The following is an 18,762-nucleotide window of genomic DNA, read 5'->3' on the forward strand; positions in this document are numbered from 1 at the left end:
TCGTGGCAATCAAACCGATCGTCTTACATCCTGCAGACGTGCTTGAACAACAAACAGAGCTTGTTGATACATTCGATAAAAAACTGAAAAAACTGCTGGATGATATGTATGATACAATGCTTGAACTAGATGGAGTCGGCCTAGCCGCACCACAAATTGGCATCTCAAAAAGAATCGCCGTGGTCGATATCGGAGAAGATTCTGGGAGGATTGATTTGGTAAATCCTGAGATTCTTGAAGTGGAAGGAAGCCAGACAGACATTGAAGGCTGCCTGAGCTTTCCATCTTTATACGGAACGGTTGAAAGACCAAATTATGTGAAGGTGAAAGCCTTTGATAAGAAAGGCAAACCATTTACAATAGAAGCAGAAGGATTTTTAGCAAGAGCTTTATTGCATGAAATTGATCACTTAGACGGTGTATTATTCACGTCGAAGATCATTCAAACCTATACAGAAAAAGAACTTGCGGAAATGGAAGGGTGAAGAAAATGGCACGTATCGTATTTATGGGAACCCCTGATTTCTCAGTACCTGTGCTGCAAACACTTATAACAGAAGGATACGAAGTGGTCGGGGTCGTCACACAGCCAGATCGCCCGAAAGGCAGAAAACGAGTACTGACGCCGCCTCCTGTGAAAGTAGAAGCCTTAAAACACGGCATTCCAGTTTTACAGCCTGAAAAGGTACGTCTTGATGAAGAAATTGATAAAGTGCTTGCGTTAAAGCCAGATTTGATCGTAACAGCAGCGTTCGGACAAATTTTGCCAAAAAGATTACTTGATGAACCTGAATTTGGCTGTATCAACGTTCATGCCTCACTGCTGCCAGAACTAAGAGGCGGTGCACCGATCCATTATGCGATCCTGCAAGGCAAAAAGAAAACAGGCGTGACGATCATGTATATGGTAGAAAAGCTTGATGCAGGTGACATGATTAGCAAAGTAGAAGTAGAAATTGATGAATTAGACAACGTCGGAACACTGCATGATAAATTAAGTGTGGCTGGTGCGGCCTTATTAAAAGACACCGTTCCAAATGTGTTAAGCAGGTCTATCTCGCCAATTCCGCAAAATGAAGAGGCAGCAACGTATGCACCAAATATTAAGCGGGAGCAGGAAAGATTAGACTGGACCAAGCCAGGAGAAGAGCTTTACAACCAAGTTCGTGGCTTAAATCCATGGCCAGTTGCCTATACTGAATGGAGCGGTGCTAACTTAAAAGTATGGGAAGCGAAAAAAGTTCCGCTTCAAGCACCAGAAGAACCTGGGAAAGTGATTGAGCTTCAAAAAGAAGGACCAGTCGTTGGAACAGGAAATCAGCAAGGCCTTTTATTAACGAGTGTACAGCCCGCTGGAAAGAAAAAAATGAGCGGTGAAAACTTCTTAAGAGGCGCAAATATCGAAATTGGACAGAAATTAGGGCTAATCAATGAAGAAAAGTAATGTGAGAGAAGTAGCGCTAGACGCTTTAATCAAACTCGAACAAAATCAAGCCTACAGTAACTTGCTTTTGCAGTCAGTGATGAAAGAGAAAGAACTCTCCGATCAAGACAAACCGCTATTAACAGAACTTGTATACGGTACACTGCAAAACAAGCTGGCACTTGATTATATGCTCACACCCTTTGTGAAAAAACCGCAAAAAGTGGCTCCATGGGTGATGCAGCTTTTGCGGATGTCTCTTTATCAGATGGTTTATCTTGAAAAAATTCCAGATCGTGCTGCCATCCATGAAGCAGTGGAACTAACGAAAAAGCGCGGACATAAAGGTATTTCTTCACTAGTCAACGGCGTTCTTCGTTCTGTGCAAAGAGAAGGCGTGCCATCATTTGATGCGATCAAAGATCCGGTAAAAAGGCTTTCGATAGAGACAAGCCATCCATTGTGGCTCGTACAAGAATGGGTGGAGGCGTACGGTTTTGAAGCAGCAGAAAGCATGTGCCGTATTCATTTAGTCCCGCCAAAGCAGACATTGCGTGTCAATCAAATGAAAAAAAACCGCACTGCACTGCAGCAAGAACTCATGGAGGCAGGAATTGAAACAGAGCTCGGCGACTTATCTGAGGATGCACTCAAACTCATGAAAGGATCTATCGTATCTACTCCTTTCTTTCAAGAGGGCTTTGTCACGATTCAAGATGAAAGTTCCATGCTTGTCGCAAGAGCGCTGGATCCTCAGCCGGGAGAAATGGTGCTTGATGCCTGTGCCGCCCCTGGTGGTAAATCAACACATATTGCAGAGCGAATGAACGATGAGGGGAACATTGTGTCTCTTGATTTACATGAGCACAAAGTAAAACTGATCAAACAGGCGGCAAAGCGTCTAAACTTAACGCATATTGAGGCAAAAGCGCTTGATGCAAGAAAAGCATCCGACCATTATGATGATGCTTCGTTTGACCGTATTCTTATTGATGCACCATGTTCAGGTTTTGGCGTCATCAGACGAAAACCAGATATGAAATATACAAAGTCCTCGGAAGACTCAGCAAGACTTGCGACAATTCAGCAATCGATCTTGCATGAAACAGCCCAGCTGCTAAAGCCAGGCGGTACCCTTGTATACAGTACATGTACAATGGATCCAACAGAAAATCAACAAGTGATTCATGCGTTTTTACAAGAACACCAAGACTTCGAACCCGATCTATCTCTTAATGAACGGCTGCCTGAGCAGGTTGCTCCGTTTGTTCAAAACGGAAGTGTACAAATACTTCCTCATTATTTCGGAACAGATGGTTTCTTTATTTGCAGCATGAGAAAGAAGGGATAAAAAATGACAGAACAAAAACAAAAAGTAAGAAAAGAACTGAAAACAGACATGCCGTCGATCTACTCGTTTGAGCTAAATGAAATCAAAGACTGGTTAAAGGAACAAGGCGAAAAGCCTTTCCGTGCAACACAAATTTTTGAGTGGCTTTATGAAAAACGCGTCACATCCTTTGATGAAATGTCTAACCTATCAAAGGAATTAAGAGAAAAATTAAAAGATCAATTCGCCATCACGACTTTAAAAACAGTGATCAAACAAACTTCTCAAGATGGAACGATCAAGTTTTTATTTGAATTACATGATGGTTATACGATTGAAACAGTGCTGATGCGCCACGAATACGGCAACTCTGTCTGCGTCACAACACAGGTTGGCTGCCGGATTGGTTGTACATTCTGTGCATCTACACTTGGCGGGTTAAAACGAAACCTTGAAGCAGGAGAAATTGTGGCCCAAGTATTGAAAGTACAACAGGCGCTTGATGAAACAGATGAACGCGTCAGCTCAGTTGTCATCATGGGTATTGGCGAACCGTTTGATAACTTTGATGAAATGCTTGCATTCCTTAAAATCATTAACCATGACAACGGTTTAAATATTGGTGCACGTCATATTACCGTTTCGACGAGCGGGATCATTCCAAAGATTTATCAATTTGCGGATGAGCAAATGCAAATCAACTTTGCTGTCTCCCTGCACGCACCAAATACTGACATTCGAAGCCGCCTCATGCCAATCAATAAGGCATACAAGCTGCCAAAATTAATGGAAGCTATTGAATATTACATTCAAAAAACAGGCAGACGCGTGAGCTTTGAATACGGTCTGTTTGGCGGAGTCAATGATCAAGTCCATCATGCAGAAGAACTTGCTGATTTATTAAAAGGAATCAAATGCCATGTAAACCTCATCCCGGTGAACTATGTACCAGAAAGAGATTACGTGAGAACACCAAGAGAACAAATCTTCCTATTTGAAAAAACGCTGAAAGAACGAGGCGTAAACGTAACGATTAGACGAGAGCAAGGCCATGATATTGATGCTGCTTGCGGTCAGCTAAGAGCGAAGGAGCGTCAGGAAGAGACGAGGTGACGAATGTTGATAAGGGCAGCCTTTCAAACCGATACAGGAAAAGTCCGTCAGCATAATGAAGATGATGCAGGTATTTTTGAAGCAAAAGAAGACACACTTCTAGCTGTTGTAGCAGATGGAATGGGAGGTCATCTTGCTGGTGATGTAGCCAGCAAGATGGCAGTTTCTTCTTTAAAAGAATACTGGCAGGAAACATCTTCAATTCCAAATAAACCAGCCGATCAAGAAAATTGGTTAATCTCAAAAATTAGCGATATTAATGACCAAGTATACGAACATGCGAAAAACAATGAGGAGTGCCAAGGAATGGGGACGACCATCGTTTGTGCGCTCGTTCATTTGCAAACGGTCACAATTGCCCATATTGGTGACAGCCGCTGCTATTTGCTAAGAGAAGGAGCACTGACCCAATTAACAGATGATCACTCACTAGTGAATGAGTTAGTGAAAACAGGAGAGATTTCAAAAGCGGATGCAGAATATCATCCAAGAAAAAATGTGCTGACCAAAGCGTTAGGAACGGATAAACACGTTCAAATTGATGCACGAACTTTTGAAGTGGACCCAGGAGATCAAATTTTGCTTTGCTCAGACGGATTATCGAATAAAGTAGAAGAAGAGCATTTGATTCAGATTTTATCGCAAACAACCGCACCAGATGAAAAAGTAACAGAGTTAGTTCAAACAGCGAATGACAACGGCGGTGAAGATAACATTACAGCAGTACTGTTAGAAATCTCCTCCCAAACAGAGGAGGGTGACAGCAAGTGTTGATCGGAAAAAGGATCAGCGGCCGTTATCAAATTCTTCGCGCAATAGGCGGAGGCGGAATGGCCAACGTTTATTTGGCGGAGGATATGATTTTAGATCGCGAAGTGGCGATTAAAATTTTACGGTTTGACTTTGCAAGTGATGATGATTTTATTAGACGGTTCCGGAGAGAAGCGCAATCAGCAGCCAGCTTAGATCATCCGAATATTGTCAGTATCTACGATGTAGGAGAAGAAGATGACATTTATTATATTGTCATGGAATATGTCGAAGGGATGACGCTCAAAGAATACATACACGCCAATGGACCGCTTCATCCAAAAGAAGCCGTTCGCATCATGGAGCAAGTCGTTGCGGCGATGGAAGAAGCCCATGCGAAACAGCTCGTCCATAGAGATATTAAGCCTCACAATATATTAATAGACAACTTGGGGAATATCAAAGTCACTGATTTTGGCATTGCCATGGCACTTAGCTCAGCGACCATTACCCATACGAATTCTGTTCTTGGCTCCGTGCATTATTTGTCCCCAGAGCAAGCGCGCGGCGGTCTTGCAACTAAAAAGTCAGACATTTATTCACTTGGTATTGTTCTTTATGAGCTGATTTCAGGACGCATGCCATTTGAAGGAGAATCCGCTGTCAGTGTCGCACTGAAGCATTTGCAATCAGAGCCGCCATCTGTGAGAAGGTGGAATCCTTCTGTACCACAAAGCGTGGAGAACATCATTTTAAAAGCGATGGCCAAAGATCCATTCTATCGATACGAAGATGCATCTGAAATGCAAAAAGACTTAAAAACGGCTTTTGACCCTGCAAGACTAAAAGAAAAGCGCTTTGTCATTGAAGAAGATCATGAAGCAACAAAAGCCATTCCTATTATAAAAGATCATCAAGTCGATCAAGACAATGAAAAAACAGCCGTCCACCCGGTTCAAAAACCAAAGAAAAAAGAGAAGCAAAAGCCGAAGAAAAAACGGAAAAAATGGCCGTGGATTGTAGCGTCGATCTTATTTGTTTTGACGGCTGCGACCATTTTAGCGATCACGGTATTCCCAGGATTACTCTTTCCAAAGGATGTAGAGGTGACCGATGTTTCTGGCATGACGGTTGAAAAAGCGGAAGACACCTTGAAGAAAGCCGGATTTACCGTCGCTTCTGAACCCATTGATATTGCCGACGAGAAGATTGAAAAAGGGCTGGTTGTCAAAACAGACCCGAAAATCGGAACGAAGGTAAAAGAAGGGACAGAAATTCAGCTTTATCAAAGTACAGGTAAAGAAAAAACCGAATTACCTGATGTAACTGGTGAAAAGGTCGAGAAAGCAAAAGAACGATTAGAGAAAAAAGGGTTTAAACAGGTTGTTGTGGAGGAAGTGAATGATAATGACACAGAATCAGGCATTGTCATGGAACAGAAACCTTCCGCAAATACAGAACTTGTCGCAGCAGATGAAGAAGTCACATTGACCGTCAGTATAGGCCCTGCCGATATTACCTTACGGGATTTAACGACGTATAGTAAACAGGCCGCATCAAATTATCTAGAGGATAATGGACTAAAGCTAGATGAAAAAGAAGCGTATTCTGACGATGTGCCAAAAGGTGAGGTCATGAAGCAGGAACCGGGAGCGGGGACAGCTGTTAAACCTGGTGATATGGTTAAAATTACGTTCTCCCTTGGACCAAAAGAGAAACCGGCCAAAACGGTGACTGAAAAGATTGCGATCCCATATGAACCAGAAACAGAAGGACAAGAAATGAATGTTCAAATATCTATTGATGACGCAGAACATAGCATTTCTGATTTATATGAAACCTTTAAAATCACTGCGCCTACTGAGCGAACGATTAAATTTAAGATAGAACCTGGTCAAAAAGGATACTATCAGGTGACTGTGGATGATAAAGTAGTAAGCTCCAAAACGATTGAATACCCTGATGATGAATAAAGGAGGGACTTTATGCCTGAGGGCAAAATTATTAAAGCATTAAGCGGATTTTATTATGTGCTGGATGAGTCTCTAGAAAGTGGCAAAGTAATTCAGTGTAGAGCAAGAGGGATTTTTCGTAAAAACAAAATAACCCCTCTTGTTGGAGATTATGTCGTCTATCAAGCAGATAACGATAAGGAAGGCTATTTGCTGGAAGTAAAAGAGCGGACCAATGAGCTGGTTCGGCCGCCTATTAGCAACGTTGATCAAGCGGTGCTCGTTTTCTCAGCAGCAGAGCCGACCTTTAGTACATCGCTGTTAGACAGATTCCTAGTGCTTGTTGAAGAGAGCCAGATTGAACCGATTATCTGCATCACAAAAATGGACTTGCTGAAAACAGACCAAGAGCGAGAAACGATTCAAGCCTATGCAGAAGACTATCGCCAAATTGGATACGACGTTCATTTAACATCGACGATCGAAGGGGATGGAATTGAAAAGCTGACCCCGTATTTCCATCACAAGATTACTGTATTTGCAGGTCAATCAGGTGTAGGGAAGTCTTCTCTCTTAAATGCGATGAGTCCTGATTTAGCACTGAAAACAAATGATATTTCCTCCCATCTTGGCAGGGGGAAACATACAACAAGACATGTGGAACTCATTCGAACGGCTGAAGGGCTCATTGCCGATACACCAGGATTCAGCTCACTTGAATTTACAGGTATCGAAGCGGAAGATTTAGGGCTCTATTTCTTAGAAATCAGAGAGAAGAGTGCAGAATGTAAATTCAGAGGCTGTTTGCACGTAAAAGAGCCTGGATGTGCGGTAAAAGAGGCAGTAGAACACGATCGCATCAGAGAGTATCGCTATCAGCATTATTTAGAGTTTTTAACTGAAATTAAAGACAGAAAGCCGAGGTACTAAATCATGGTTTATATTGCCCCATCCATTTTATCAGCCGATTTCGCAAATCTTGCGAAAGATATCCGTGATGTGGAACAAGGTGGAGCGGATTATATTCATATTGATGTGATGGACGGTCATTTTGTACCGAATATGACATTTGGACCAAATGTAGTGGAGGCGATCAGGCCGCATACAAAGCTGCCGCTCGATGTTCACTTAATGATTGAGCAGCCAGACCAGTATATCCCTGCATTTGCAAAAGCGGGCGCCGATATTATTTCTGTTCATGTCGAGGCGTGTCCACACTTACATCGCACGATTCAGCATATAAAAGAACAAGGTGTCAAAGCAGGGGTCGTTTTGAACCCGCACACACCCGTTTCTCAAATCGCGCATGTATTAGAGGATGTTGACCTAGTCTTATTCATGACGGTGAACCCTGGTTTTGGCGGACAGGCGTTTATTCCTTCTGTTCTCTCAAAGGTAAAAGAAGTAAAGACACTTAGTGAACAAAAGGGCTTAACCGATTTACTCATTGAAATAGATGGCGGTGTCAATGTAGAGACAGCAAAGAGCTGCAAAGAAGCAGGCGCTAATCTACTTGTTGCCGGCTCAGCGGTATATGGGAAAGACGACCGCGCGGCGGCCATTCAGGCCATTCGAGAAGCATAAGAAAAAGAACCAAAGTCATTGTGATCTTTGGTTCTTTTTCAATGGAGAGGAGCGTAATCATGCACATACATATCGTAGCCGGCGGTCCTTTTGCGTACATCCCGCCGCTTGATCATGAAGCATCTGAGGAGGACATTCTCTGGGTCGGCGTAGATCGGGGAACCCTTTTCTTACTAGAGCATGGCATTGTACCTGACAGAGCATTTGGTGATTTTGATAGTGTGACAGAAGAAGAGCTTCATGAACTGAAAAAGAAATTGTCTGCACTCAATTTATTTCAGGCAGAGAAAGATGAAACGGATTTAGAACTTGCGCTGAACTGGTCTTTGCGTCAGAATCCAGCACATATTCAAATTTACGGTATTACAGGCGGAAGAGCAGATCATTTTCTTGGGAATATCCATCTCCTTTACAAAGGCATTCAGCACAAACAGAGCATGACCCTTGTAGATAAACAAAATATCATTCAAATGTTTGGACCTGGTACATACGAAATCAAACAAGACCCGGATAAAAAATATGTGTCGTTTTTGCCCTTCGGTACATCGGTTGAAAAGCTGACATTAAAAGGTTTCAAATATCCTCTGAAAAATTGTCATATTGAGCCTGGTTCCACACTATGTATTAGTAACGAACTCATCCACTCAAATGGTACTTTTTCTTTTCATGAAGGCATATTAATAATGGTAAGAAGCAAAGATTGACCAACCTATCAATGTGGATGGCTGATTAAGCTCAATTGTGCTGCAAGCGGTACTTTTAGGAGGGGGACAAAATGAAATTTTATACAATCAAACTGCCTAGATTTCTTGGCGGCATTGTCCGTGCGATGCTTGGTTCATTTAAGAAAGATTAATGAGTAATCTCCTTTATTTCCACATAAAAACGCCTGCTACAGTTAAATGTAGCAGGCGTTTACTCTTGCTTATACACGCTCAACTTTACCAGATTTCAAAGCTCGAGCTGATACATATACTCTTTTAGGCTTACCGTCCACTAGAATACGAACTTTTTGAAGGTTCGCGCCCCATGTACGTTTTGTAGAGTTCATTGCGTGAGAACGGTTGTTCCCAGCTTTTGTTTTTCTGCCTGTAATAACGCATTTACGTGCCATTTGTTTCCCTCCTAACTGCGAAAACATCATCATATTCTTCATATACGTACTTAGAGATGCCTCAAGATACTTTAATAATTTACCACAGCTTCAAGGGGTTTGCAAGGATTGTTTGCTCCTCTTTCAAGAAAAATACCTTGACATCTTGATAAAAAATCAAGGCTATAGTATAAGTAGGATTGGGTCGGATTGAATGATTTCTTTTAAAAAGAAGGGTCTTATAGTAAAATAGTGATAACTCAGGGCAATTTCTCAAAAAGGGGGAACCAATGTGTCCATTGAACTTAGAACGAAATACGGACAAATTGATATATCAAATGAAGTCATTGCAATGGTGGCAGGAGGCGCTGCGATCGATTGCTATGGTATTGTTGGCATGGCGTCCAAAAATCAAATAAAGGACGGCTTGACGGATATTCTCCGCAAAGAGAACTTCAGCCGGGGTGTTCTTGTGCGTCAAAAAGAAGATCGCATTCATATTGATATGTACATCATCGTCAGCTACGGTACAAAAATATCAGAAGTCGCACATAATGTTCAAACGAAAGTCAAATATACGATTCATCACACGATTGGACTTTCAGTTGACTCAGTCAACATTTATGTACAAGGAGTAAAAGTTACGAACCCGTAGTAAGGAGGAAATATATTGTCTATTAGAAATCTGGGTGGCCGCTCATTTGCAAAAATGATTCTTGCAGGTGCTCACCATCTTTCTCAAAACGCACAAATTGTTGATGCGTTAAATGTTTTTCCAGTGCCAGACGGAGACACGGGGACAAATATGAATTTGTCAATGACTTCAGGGGCAAAAGCAGTTGAAGAAACAAATACCGATCACATTGGTAAGGTCGGGGTGGCTCTGTCGAAAGGGCTGTTAATGGGGGCAAGAGGAAACTCAGGTGTGATCCTGTCTCAGCTCTTCAGAGGTTTCAGCAAAAATATAGAACAAAAAGAAACAATTGACGCAAAAGAATTTGCGCTTGCCTTGCAGGCCGGCGTTGATACAGCATATAAAGCCGTCATGAAACCGATTGAAGGAACCATCTTAACGGTTGCAAAAGACGCTGCAAAGAAAGCGGTTGCTGTTTCAGCAACAGAAGACCAAATCGATCGTGTGCTTGAATTAACGATTGAGGAAGCAAGAGCATCACTTGACCGCACGCCAGATCTCCTTCCTGTTTTAAAAGAAGTCGGCGTTGTAGATAGCGGCGGTAAAGGGCTTCTTTGTGTATATGAAGGTTTCCTTGCTTCATTAAGAGGAGAAGAGCTTCCTCCTAAAACGGCCTCTTTGCCAACATTAAAAGAATTAGTGAGTGCAGAGCATCATAAAAGTGCACAAAGCCATATGAACACAGAAGATATTGAATTTGGCTATTGTACAGAATTTATGGTGAAATTCGAAGAAGACAAACAGTCCTTTGACGAAAATGCCTTCAGAGAAGAATTAAGCGAATTCGGAGATTCACTTCTTGTGGTATCTGATGATACGCTTGCAAAAGTTCATATTCATGCAGAGCAGCCAGGAGATGTCTTATCATATGCACAGCGCTATGGCAGCTTAATTAATATGAAAATTGAAAACATGAGAGAGCAGCATAGCTCGATCGTCAATGAAGAAAAAGATCACTCGCCTGCTACACCAAAAGCAACAGCTGCTGAAAAACAGCGTTTTGGAGTAGTGAGTGTCGCAATGGGAGAAGGGATTGCTGACTTGTTTAAAAGTATCGGAGCATCCGTCGTCATTGAAGGCGGACAGACGATGAATCCGAGCACAGAAGACATTGTCAAAGCAATTGATAGCATTCATGCCGAAACCGTCTTTATCTTACCTAATAATTCTAATATTGTCATGGCAGCTAAACAGGCGGCAACTGTCTCAAGTCGTGAGGTCGTTGTTATTCCGACAAAGACCGTTCCTCAAGGAATGTCGGCACTTCTTTCTCTCAATGAAGCAGCTTCAAATGAAGACAATGAAGCAGCGATGTTAGAAGCGATTGATCATGTGAAAAGCGGCCAAATTACCTTTGCAGTGAGAGATACCCAAATTGATGGGATCGACATTGCCAAAGGCGACTATATGGGCCTATACAATGGAAAAATCACCTTAACAGCTAAAAATCAATTAGATGCAGCAAAAGAGCTTTTGACCCAAATGGTGACAGAAGATGATGAGATTGTCACAATCATCAAAGGGGAAGATGCATCATCTGATGAGATGGAAGCTTTAGAAGCATATATTGAAGACACATTTGAAGATGTAGAAGTTGAAGTCCACGATGGAAAACAGCCGCTTTATTCATATATTTTGGCTGTTGAATAAAGAAAGAAGGGCACATGAAGCCCTTCTTCTTCTTTTGCATTTTTTTACTATGTGTTCATCGGTGAAATGAGTTGCGGGAATCGAATGAATCCATTAGTCTAAAGGGAGTAACAAACCAATCTGTGATTGGTGATGAGAGGGGAAGACCTATGAAATTTAGAAGTGTGTTTGATATTATTGGACCCGTCATGATTGGTCCATCAAGTTCGCACACGGCGGGTGCGGCTCGTATTGGAAGAGTGGCTCGCAGCTTGTTCGGAAGGGAACCGAAACGAATTGTTGTGTCGTTTTATGGCTCTTTTAAAGATACGTATAAAGGACACGGGACAGATGTAGCCATTATCGGCGGTGTTCTTGATTTTGATACATTTGATGAACGAATTAAAACAGCGATTGATATTGCAAAAAGCAAAGAAATCGACATTGAGTTTAAAGAAGAAGATGCGGTACCAGCGCATCCAAATACAGCAAAAGTAGAAATTTCAGATGCGAATGGAAGCCTTGAATTAATCGGGATTTCCATTGGCGGAGGTAAAATTGAAATCACAGAATTAAATGGCTTTGAACTGAGACTCTCAGGGAATCATCCGGCCATTCTTGTGGTTCATAACGACCGTTACGGGACGATTGCAGCAGTTGCCAATGTGTTAGCGAAATTCGCCATCAACATTGGTCATATGGAAGTGGCACGTAAAGAGGTCGGGCAAGAAGCACTCATGACGATTGAAGTGGATCAGAATATTGATCCAGCGGTTTTAACAGAGCTTGAGACGCTGCCAAACATTATTCAAGTCACACAAATTGCAGAGTAACAACAAGGAGGTTATGTATGATGTTTAAAAACGTCAAAGAACTCGTGCAGCTAACAGAAGAACGGAATACCTCCATTTCAGAAATTATGATTACTCAAGAAATGGAAGTGACAGGGAAGTCACGTGAAGACATTTTCTCGCAGATGTACCGCAACCTAGAAGTGATGGAACAGGCCGTTGAAAACGGATTGAAAGGTGTGAAATCATTATCTGGTTTAACAGGCGGGGATGCGGTGAAACTTCAAGCATATATCGCATCAGGCAAAACATTGTCTGGTCATACCATTTTAGATGCTGTCAGTAAGGCAGTGGCAACAAATGAAGTGAACGCAGCAATGGGAACGATCTGTGCAACGCCTACAGCTGGCTCAGCAGGTGTTGTGCCAGGAACGCTCTTTGCGGTGAAAGAAACATTAAAGCCAACAAAGGAACAAATGGTCAGATTCCTATTTACATCTGGTGCATTTGGTTTTGTTGTCGCCAATAACGCAAGTATCTCTGGTGCAGCAGGCGGCTGTCAGGCAGAAGTAGGATCTGCATCAGGTATGGCAGCAGCAGCCATTGTAGAAATGGCAGGCGGTACGCCGCAGCAATCCGCTGAAGCCATGGCCATCACCTTAAAAAATATGCTGGGGCTTGTTTGCGACCCAGTCGCAGGACTTGTGGAAGTGCCATGTGTGAAACGAAACGCAATGGGCGCTTCTAATGCGATGATTGCAGCAGATATGGCACTTGCCGGCATTACAAGCCGTATCCCTTGTGATGAAGTCATTGATGCGATGTACAAAATTGGTCAAACGATGCCAACCGCTCTTCGTGAGACTGCACAAGGCGGACTTGCTGCAACACCGACAGCAAGGGAGCTTGAAAAGAAGATTTTCGGAGGTGTGACCTCATCTCGTGATACAGAAATTGCAAGATAAGATCTCTGCCCTCAAAGGGATTGGAGAAGAAACAGAAAAAACACTAAATGAACTTGGAATCTACACAGTAGCCGATTTACTCGGCTACTTTCCTTATCGATATGACGACTATGAGCTTCGCAACTTAGAAGAAGTCAGACATGACGAACGTGTCACAGTTGAAGGCAAAGTGCACAGTGAGCCCGTTCTCACCTATTATGGAAAAAAACGAAGCAGGCTGACATTCAGGCTGCTTGTCGGTCGTTTTTTGATTACAGCCATATGCTTCAATCGCCCCTATTTAAAACGAAGTCTTGCTTTAGGCGATACGGTATCCGTCACAGGCAAGTGGGATAAAAACCGGCAATCCATTATGGTGCAGGAATTTAAAAAAGGAACACACGAACAAGATGGCAGTATAGAACCTGTTTATTCAGTCAAAGAAAATGTAACCGTGAAGATGATGAGACGATTTGTAAAACAAGCGTTGTCACTCTATGTAAACCATGCTGAAGATCCACTGCCAAAGCAGCTTGTAGCTGCTTATAAACTCATGTCTTATCAAGAAGCACTAAAAACCATTCATCTCCCTGAAACGAGAGACTCGCTCAAGCAAGCAAGACGACGCTTCGTGTACGAGGAATTTCTCATCTTTCAGCTGAAGATGCAGGCGATCAGAAAAAAAGAACGAGAAAAAACATCAGGCATCCAGCATTCGTTTTCAAAAGAGGCGGTCTTTGAGTTTGTTCATAGCCTGCCGTTCCCGCTGACAAAAGCACAATCAAGAGTGTTGGATGAAATTATGGCAGATATGGCATCCCCGTACCGGATGAACCGGCTTCTTCAAGGGGATGTTGGATCGGGGAAAACAGCTGTTGCAGCAATTGCCCTTTATGCCGCTCATTTATCCGGCTTTCAAGGTGCGCTGATGGTGCCAACTGAAATTTTGGCTGAACAGCATGCCGATTCACTGTATCAGCTATTTGAAAAATGGGGGCTAAATATTGCTCTTTTGACGAGTTCAGTGAAAGGAAAGCGCCGCAGAGAACTGCTTGAACGTCTGAAAGAGGGAGATATTGATATTTTAGTCGGCACGCATGCCCTTATCCAGGACGAAGTGGAATTTCAGCAGCTTGGTCTTGTTATTACAGATGAACAGCACAGGTTCGGCGTGGAACAACGGAAAAAACTGCGAAGCAAAGGGCAGGACCCAGATGTTTTGTTTATGACCGCAACGCCGATTCCAAGAACGCTTGCCATCACAGTATTTGGAGAAATGGACGTCTCAGTCATTGATGAGCTGCCAGCCGGCCGAAAGCAGATTGAAACGTATTGGGTGAAGCATGACATGCTTGAAAGGATTCTTGCTTTTGTTGATAAAGAGCTGAGAAAAGGCAGACAAGCGTATATTATTTGTCCACTTATAGAAGAATCAGACAAACTGGATGTCCAAAATGCGATAGATGTTCACAGCATGCTGACAGAGGCGTATCGCGGAAAATGGTCGATCGGCTTAATGCATGGGAAACTCGCAAGTGATGAAAAAGATCAAGTGATGAGAGATTTCACTTCCAATGAAGTACAAATCCTTGTGTCAACGACAGTTGTTGAAGTTGGCGTCAACGTGCCAAATGCGACCATCATGGTCATTTATGATGCGGACCGCTTTGGACTGTCACAGCTTCATCAGTTAAGAGGCCGGGTCGGACGCGGAGAGCATCAATCTTTTTGTATTTTAATGGCGGACCCTAAATCAGAGACCGGTAAAGAGCGCATGCGGATCATGTCTGAAACAACGGATGGCTTTGAACTGTCTGAAAAGGACTTAGAACTAAGAGGCCCTGGCGACTTCTTTGGCAAGAAACAAAGCGGAATGCCTGAATTTAAAGTGGCAGATATGGTTCATGACTATAGAGCGCTTGAAACCGCTAGAAAAGATGCGGCAGAGCTCGTGCAGTCTGAAGCCTTTTGGACAGACCCTGAATATAAAGAACTTAGGCAAACACTTGTAGACAGCGGTGTGCTTGGCGGAGATAAATTGAGCTGATCAAGTGCTGGAGGAATTTTCTTGTCTTTTTGAAACAAGGATTGATTTATCATCTATGAGATTATATACTACTATTAGTACCTAGTCATAAATGTACGGATGGTGTCTGCATATGAAACTAAATAAAAAAGAACGACAAAAGCTTCTCCAGCAAACGATCAGCTCGACTCCGTTCATTACTGATGAAGAATTGGCAAGTAAATTCGGTGTAAGCATTCAAACAGTTCGACTTGACCGTTTGGAGCTGTCAATCCCTGAATTACGCGAACGAATTAAGCACGTGGCCGAAAAGACATTAGAGGATGAAGTGAAGTCTCTTCCGCTGGATGAAGTCATTGGAGAAATGATTGATGTAGAGCTTGATGATCAAGCGATTTCCATTTTTGAAGTGAGAAAAGAGCATGTATTCAGCCGTAACCAAATTGCCAGGGGACATCATCTTTTTGCCCAGGCAAATTCGCTGGCAGTAGCCGTCATCGACGATGAACTGGCTTTGACAGCAAAAGCAAATATTAAGTTTACAAGGCAGGTCAAACAAGGCGAAAGAGTCGTCTCAAAAGCCAAAGTTGCCTCACATGATAAAGAAAAAGGCAGAACCGTAGTTGAAGTAAACAGCTATGTAGGTGAGGAAGTTGTCTTCTCAGGCGATTTCGTCATGTATCGCTCAAAACAAAAGTAAAAGGTGGCACATAACATGAGAATTGCAGTCGATGCAATGGGGGGAGATCATGCCCCTAAAGCCATTATTGACGGTGTGCAAAAAAGCTTAGAAGCATTTTCAGATATCGAGATTACACTAGTCGGCGATGAAAGCAAGATCAAATCATACATAACAAATCATGAACGCATCACGATCTTAGATGCAAAAGAAGTCATTGAACCAACGGATGAACCAGTGCGTGCAGTGAGACGTAAAAAGGATTCTTCTATGGTGAAAATGGCGCAGGAAGTTTCAGAAGGAAGAGCAGATGCCTGTATTTCAGCTGGAAATACTGGGGCACTCATGACAGCAGGCCTGTTTATCGTAGGCAGAATTGATGGCATTGACAGACCAGCACTTGCTCCGACGTTGCCAACACTTGATGGCAGCGGGTTCTTATTATTGGATGTCGGCGCAAACGTTGATGCAAAGCCAGAGCATCTTGTGCAATATGCCATGATGGGATCTATTTACGCAGAGCATGTCTTCCCGAAGAGCAATCCACGCGTTGGACTTTTAAATGTCGGGACAGAAGATAAAAAAGGCAACGATTTAACGAAAAAAACCTTTGAATTATTAAAAGCATCAGATTTGAATTTCGTAGGAAATGTAGAATCGCGTGACTTATTAGAGGGTGTAGCTGATGTCGTTGTCACAGATGGTTTCACGGGGAATATCGCCCTTAAAACGATCGAAGGCACAGCTCTTTCTGTTTTTAAAATGCTGAAAGAAACCTTAACATCCAGCTTCACAGCTAAAATAGCAGCAGGTATGATGAAGCCAAAATTAATGCAGATGAAATCTAAAATGGATTACTCCGAATATGGTGGTGCCGCATTATTTGGTTTAAAAGCACCCGTTATTAAAGCGCATGGTTCCTCTGATGAAAATGCGATTTTTCATGCCATTCGTCAGGCGCGCGACATCGTTAAAAAAGACGTTTCAGCTATCATTCATCAAGAAGTTCAAAAAGAAGACACGAATGAGTCGTAATGGAGGTAGAGCAGCATGAGTAAAATTGCTTTTTTATTCCCAGGCCAAGGCTCTCAAAAAATTGGCATGGGAAAAGATTTATTTGACCAAGAAGCAGCATCTAAAGCTGTGTTTGAAGAAGCAGATCAGACCCTTGGTTTTGATTTATCTTCAATGATTTTTGAAGGAGATGCAGAAGAACTGACGCTGACATATAATGCACAGCCAGCTCTTTTAACGACAAGCATCGCGATCTTAAAGAAATTTGAAGAGAGCGGAATCAAAGCAGATTATGCAGCAGGGCACAGCCTGGGTGAATATACAGCCCTTGTTGCAGCGGGAGCTCTTTCGTTTAAAGATGCCGTTTACGCAGTGAGAAAGCGCGGCGAATTAATGAATGAAGCCGTTCCAGCAGGAGAAGGCGCAATGGCGGCGATTCTTGGCTTAGACCAAGCAGCGCTTGTAGAAGTGACAAAAGAAGTGACAGAAAGCGGTCATCTTGTAGAACTTGCGAACTTAAACTGTCCGGGCCAAATCGTCATCTCTGGTACAGCAAAAGGTGTGGAACTTGCATCAGAGAAAGCGAAAGAAAAGGGCGCAAAACGTGCAATTCCACTTGAAGTGAGTGGACCTTTCCATTCTGCATTAATGAAACCAGCAGCTGAAAAATTCACAGATGTATTATCTAAATTAGACATTTCTGATGCCGCGACGCCAGTGATTTCAAACGTAACAGCAGACATCGTGACATCACGTAATGAAATTGAAACGAAGCTGATTGAACAATTGTATTCTCCTGTTCGATTTGAAGAAAGTGTAGAACGCTTGATTGACTTAGGCGTGACAACATTTATTGAAATTGGTCCTGGTAAAGTGCTCTCAGGTCTTGTGAAAAAAGTCAATCGCCGCCTGACGACCATTTCCGTATCAGATCAAGCAACAATTGAAGCAGCCATTCAAACACTCAAGGGGGATTCTTGATGCTTACAAATAAAACAGCCGTTGTCACAGGTGCATCACGGGGTATTGGCCGTTCGATTGCGATCGATTTGGCGAAAAAAGGTGCCAATGTTGTGGTGAACTATTCAGGCAACGAAGCAAAAGCAAATGAAGTCGTCGATGAGATCAAAGCACTTGGCCAGCAGGCTTTTGCTGTCAAAGCGGATGTGTCAAATGCAGAAGAAGTACAGGCATTAATGAAACAAGCCGTTGATACATTTGGTTCAATCGACATTCTTGTGAATAATGCTGGAATTACAAAGGACAACCTGCTCATGAGAATGAAAGAAAATGAATGGGATGATGTCATTAACATAAACTTAAAAGGTGTCTTCAACTGTACAAAAGCTGTGACACGTCAAATGATGAAACAGCGCAGTGGAAGAATCATCAATGTAGCATCTGTTGTCGGCGTTTGTGGAAACCCTGGACAAGCAAACTACGTTGCAGCAAAAGCTGGTGTGATCGGTTTAACGAAAACAACAGCGAAAGAGCTGGCAAGTCGTCATATTACAGTCAATGCCGTAGCACCAGGCTTTATTTCTACTGATATGACTGACAAGCTTGATGAGAATGTTCAAACAGAAATGCTGAAGCAAATCCCGCTCGCACGCTTTGGTGCGCCTGAAGATATAAGCAACGTTGTTGTCTTTTTAGCTTCAGAAGGAGCAGGTTATATTACAGGCCAAACCATCCAAGTAGATGGCGGAATGGTTATGTCCTAAGAAATATCAAAATTTC

General features: G+C 42.7%; 20 protein-coding genes. 19 read left to right on the top strand and 1 reads right to left on the bottom strand.

Annotated features, from left to right (window positions below):
- Nucleotides 1-2: 2 nt before the first annotated feature.
- The 10 genes from def (at nucleotide 3) to spoVM (ending at nucleotide 9,008) form a co-directional block, all read left to right on the top strand.
- Entirely contained in the window at nucleotides 3-485 is a 483-nt protein-coding gene (gene def / locus ACTJKA_RS05600) for a peptide deformylase (RefSeq protein ID WP_017359337.1), read from the top strand.
- 5 nt (nucleotides 486-490) lie between these two features.
- Entirely contained in the window at nucleotides 491-1,444 is a 954-nt protein-coding gene (gene fmt / locus ACTJKA_RS05605) for a methionyl-tRNA formyltransferase (RefSeq protein ID WP_336749775.1), read from the top strand.
- On the top strand, nucleotides 1,431-2,774 hold the full coding sequence (gene rsmB / locus ACTJKA_RS05610) for a 16S rRNA (cytosine(967)-C(5))-methyltransferase RsmB (RefSeq protein ID WP_336749777.1): 1,344 nt from the start codon (nucleotides 1,431-1,433) through the stop codon (nucleotides 2,772-2,774). Before fmt ends, rsmB begins: the two co-directional genes overlap by 14 nt.
- A gap of 3 nt (nucleotides 2,775-2,777) precedes the next feature.
- Entirely contained in the window at nucleotides 2,778-3,866 is a 1,089-nt protein-coding gene (gene rlmN, locus ACTJKA_RS05615; protein WP_007499669.1) for a 23S rRNA (adenine(2503)-C(2))-methyltransferase RlmN, read from the top strand.
- A 3-nt stretch (nucleotides 3,867-3,869) separates the two neighbouring features.
- The gene (locus ACTJKA_RS05620) at nucleotides 3,870-4,640 is read left to right on the top strand and encodes a Stp1/IreP family PP2C-type Ser/Thr phosphatase (protein WP_034647887.1); all 771 of its coding nucleotides are present in this window, start codon (nucleotides 3,870-3,872) and stop codon (nucleotides 4,638-4,640) included.
- On the top strand, nucleotides 4,634-6,589 hold the full coding sequence (pknB, locus tag ACTJKA_RS05625) for a Stk1 family PASTA domain-containing Ser/Thr kinase (protein WP_039963598.1): 1,956 nt from the start codon (nucleotides 4,634-4,636) through the stop codon (nucleotides 6,587-6,589). Before ACTJKA_RS05620 ends, pknB begins: the two co-directional genes overlap by 7 nt.
- Nucleotides 6,590-6,601: 12 nt before the next feature.
- Complete coding sequence (rsgA, locus tag ACTJKA_RS05630; protein WP_007499664.1) at nucleotides 6,602-7,498, top strand: ribosome small subunit-dependent GTPase A; 897 nt, start codon at nucleotides 6,602-6,604, stop codon at nucleotides 7,496-7,498.
- A 3-nt stretch (nucleotides 7,499-7,501) separates the two neighbouring features.
- Nucleotides 7,502-8,152: a ribulose-phosphate 3-epimerase gene (gene rpe, locus ACTJKA_RS05635; RefSeq protein ID WP_007499663.1), complete on the top strand. Its 651-nt coding sequence runs from the start codon at nucleotides 7,502-7,504 to the stop codon at nucleotides 8,150-8,152.
- A 59-nt stretch (nucleotides 8,153-8,211) separates the two neighbouring features.
- Nucleotides 8,212-8,856 (top strand): thiamine diphosphokinase, encoded by a 645-nt coding sequence (locus tag ACTJKA_RS05640; RefSeq protein WP_440607653.1) that lies wholly within the window; start codon nucleotides 8,212-8,214, stop codon nucleotides 8,854-8,856.
- Nucleotides 8,857-8,927: 71 nt separating this feature from the next.
- Nucleotides 8,928-9,008, top strand: a complete 81-nt coding sequence (gene spoVM / locus ACTJKA_RS05645) for a stage V sporulation protein SpoVM (protein WP_008354550.1) — start codon at nucleotides 8,928-8,930, stop codon at nucleotides 9,006-9,008.
- Nucleotides 9,009-9,077: 69 nt separating this feature from the next.
- Here spoVM and rpmB read toward each other — a convergent pair whose 3' ends face one another.
- A complete protein-coding gene (gene rpmB / locus ACTJKA_RS05650) occupies nucleotides 9,078-9,266 on the bottom strand; it encodes a 50S ribosomal protein L28 (protein WP_003212514.1) in 189 nt (62 codons plus the stop codon).
- A gap of 271 nt (nucleotides 9,267-9,537) precedes the next feature.
- Here rpmB and ACTJKA_RS05655 point away from each other — a divergent pair, with 271 nt between their 5' ends.
- The 9 genes from ACTJKA_RS05655 to fabG all read left to right on the top strand — a co-directional run bounded on the left by ACTJKA_RS05655 (nucleotide 9,538) and on the right by fabG (nucleotide 18,746).
- Entirely contained in the window at nucleotides 9,538-9,900 is a 363-nt protein-coding gene (locus ACTJKA_RS05655) for an Asp23/Gls24 family envelope stress response protein (RefSeq protein WP_008344871.1), read from the top strand.
- A 15-nt stretch (nucleotides 9,901-9,915) separates the two neighbouring features.
- Nucleotides 9,916-11,589, top strand: a complete 1,674-nt coding sequence (locus ACTJKA_RS05660; RefSeq protein ID WP_008344868.1) for a DAK2 domain-containing protein — start codon at nucleotides 9,916-9,918, stop codon at nucleotides 11,587-11,589.
- 149 nt (nucleotides 11,590-11,738) lie between these two features.
- Nucleotides 11,739-12,401: an L-serine ammonia-lyase, iron-sulfur-dependent subunit beta gene (gene sdaAB, locus ACTJKA_RS05665; protein WP_008344864.1), complete on the top strand. Its 663-nt coding sequence runs from the start codon at nucleotides 11,739-11,741 to the stop codon at nucleotides 12,399-12,401.
- A gap of 20 nt (nucleotides 12,402-12,421) precedes the next feature.
- Nucleotides 12,422-13,324, top strand: coding sequence for an L-serine ammonia-lyase, iron-sulfur-dependent, subunit alpha (gene sdaAA, locus ACTJKA_RS05670; RefSeq protein WP_024720342.1), 903 nt, complete (start codon nucleotides 12,422-12,424; stop codon nucleotides 13,322-13,324).
- Nucleotides 13,302-15,350, top strand: a complete 2,049-nt coding sequence (recG, locus tag ACTJKA_RS05675; RefSeq protein WP_336749781.1) for an ATP-dependent DNA helicase RecG — start codon at nucleotides 13,302-13,304, stop codon at nucleotides 15,348-15,350. The genes sdaAA and recG overlap by 23 nt, the downstream gene beginning before the upstream one ends.
- A gap of 112 nt (nucleotides 15,351-15,462) precedes the next feature.
- A complete protein-coding gene (gene fapR, locus ACTJKA_RS05680; protein ID WP_017359102.1) occupies nucleotides 15,463-16,029 on the top strand; it encodes a transcription factor FapR in 567 nt (188 codons plus the stop codon).
- A 15-nt stretch (nucleotides 16,030-16,044) separates the two neighbouring features.
- A complete protein-coding gene (gene plsX / locus ACTJKA_RS05685) occupies nucleotides 16,045-17,043 on the top strand; it encodes a phosphate acyltransferase PlsX (protein WP_017359101.1) in 999 nt (332 codons plus the stop codon).
- Between the two features lie 15 nt (nucleotides 17,044-17,058).
- Nucleotides 17,059-18,003 (top strand): ACP S-malonyltransferase, encoded by a 945-nt coding sequence (gene fabD, locus ACTJKA_RS05690; protein ID WP_045034254.1) that lies wholly within the window; start codon nucleotides 17,059-17,061, stop codon nucleotides 18,001-18,003.
- On the top strand, nucleotides 18,003-18,746 hold the full coding sequence (gene fabG / locus ACTJKA_RS05695) for a 3-oxoacyl-[acyl-carrier-protein] reductase (protein ID WP_008344855.1): 744 nt from the start codon (nucleotides 18,003-18,005) through the stop codon (nucleotides 18,744-18,746). Before fabD ends, fabG begins: the two co-directional genes overlap by 1 nt.
- Nucleotides 18,747-18,762 lie beyond the last annotated feature (16 nt).

Origin of the sequence: Bacillus sp. 22190 (assembly GCF_052045575.1) — a bacterium.
Classification (GTDB): Bacteria; Bacillota; Bacilli; order Bacillales; family Bacillaceae; genus Bacillus; species Bacillus altitudinis.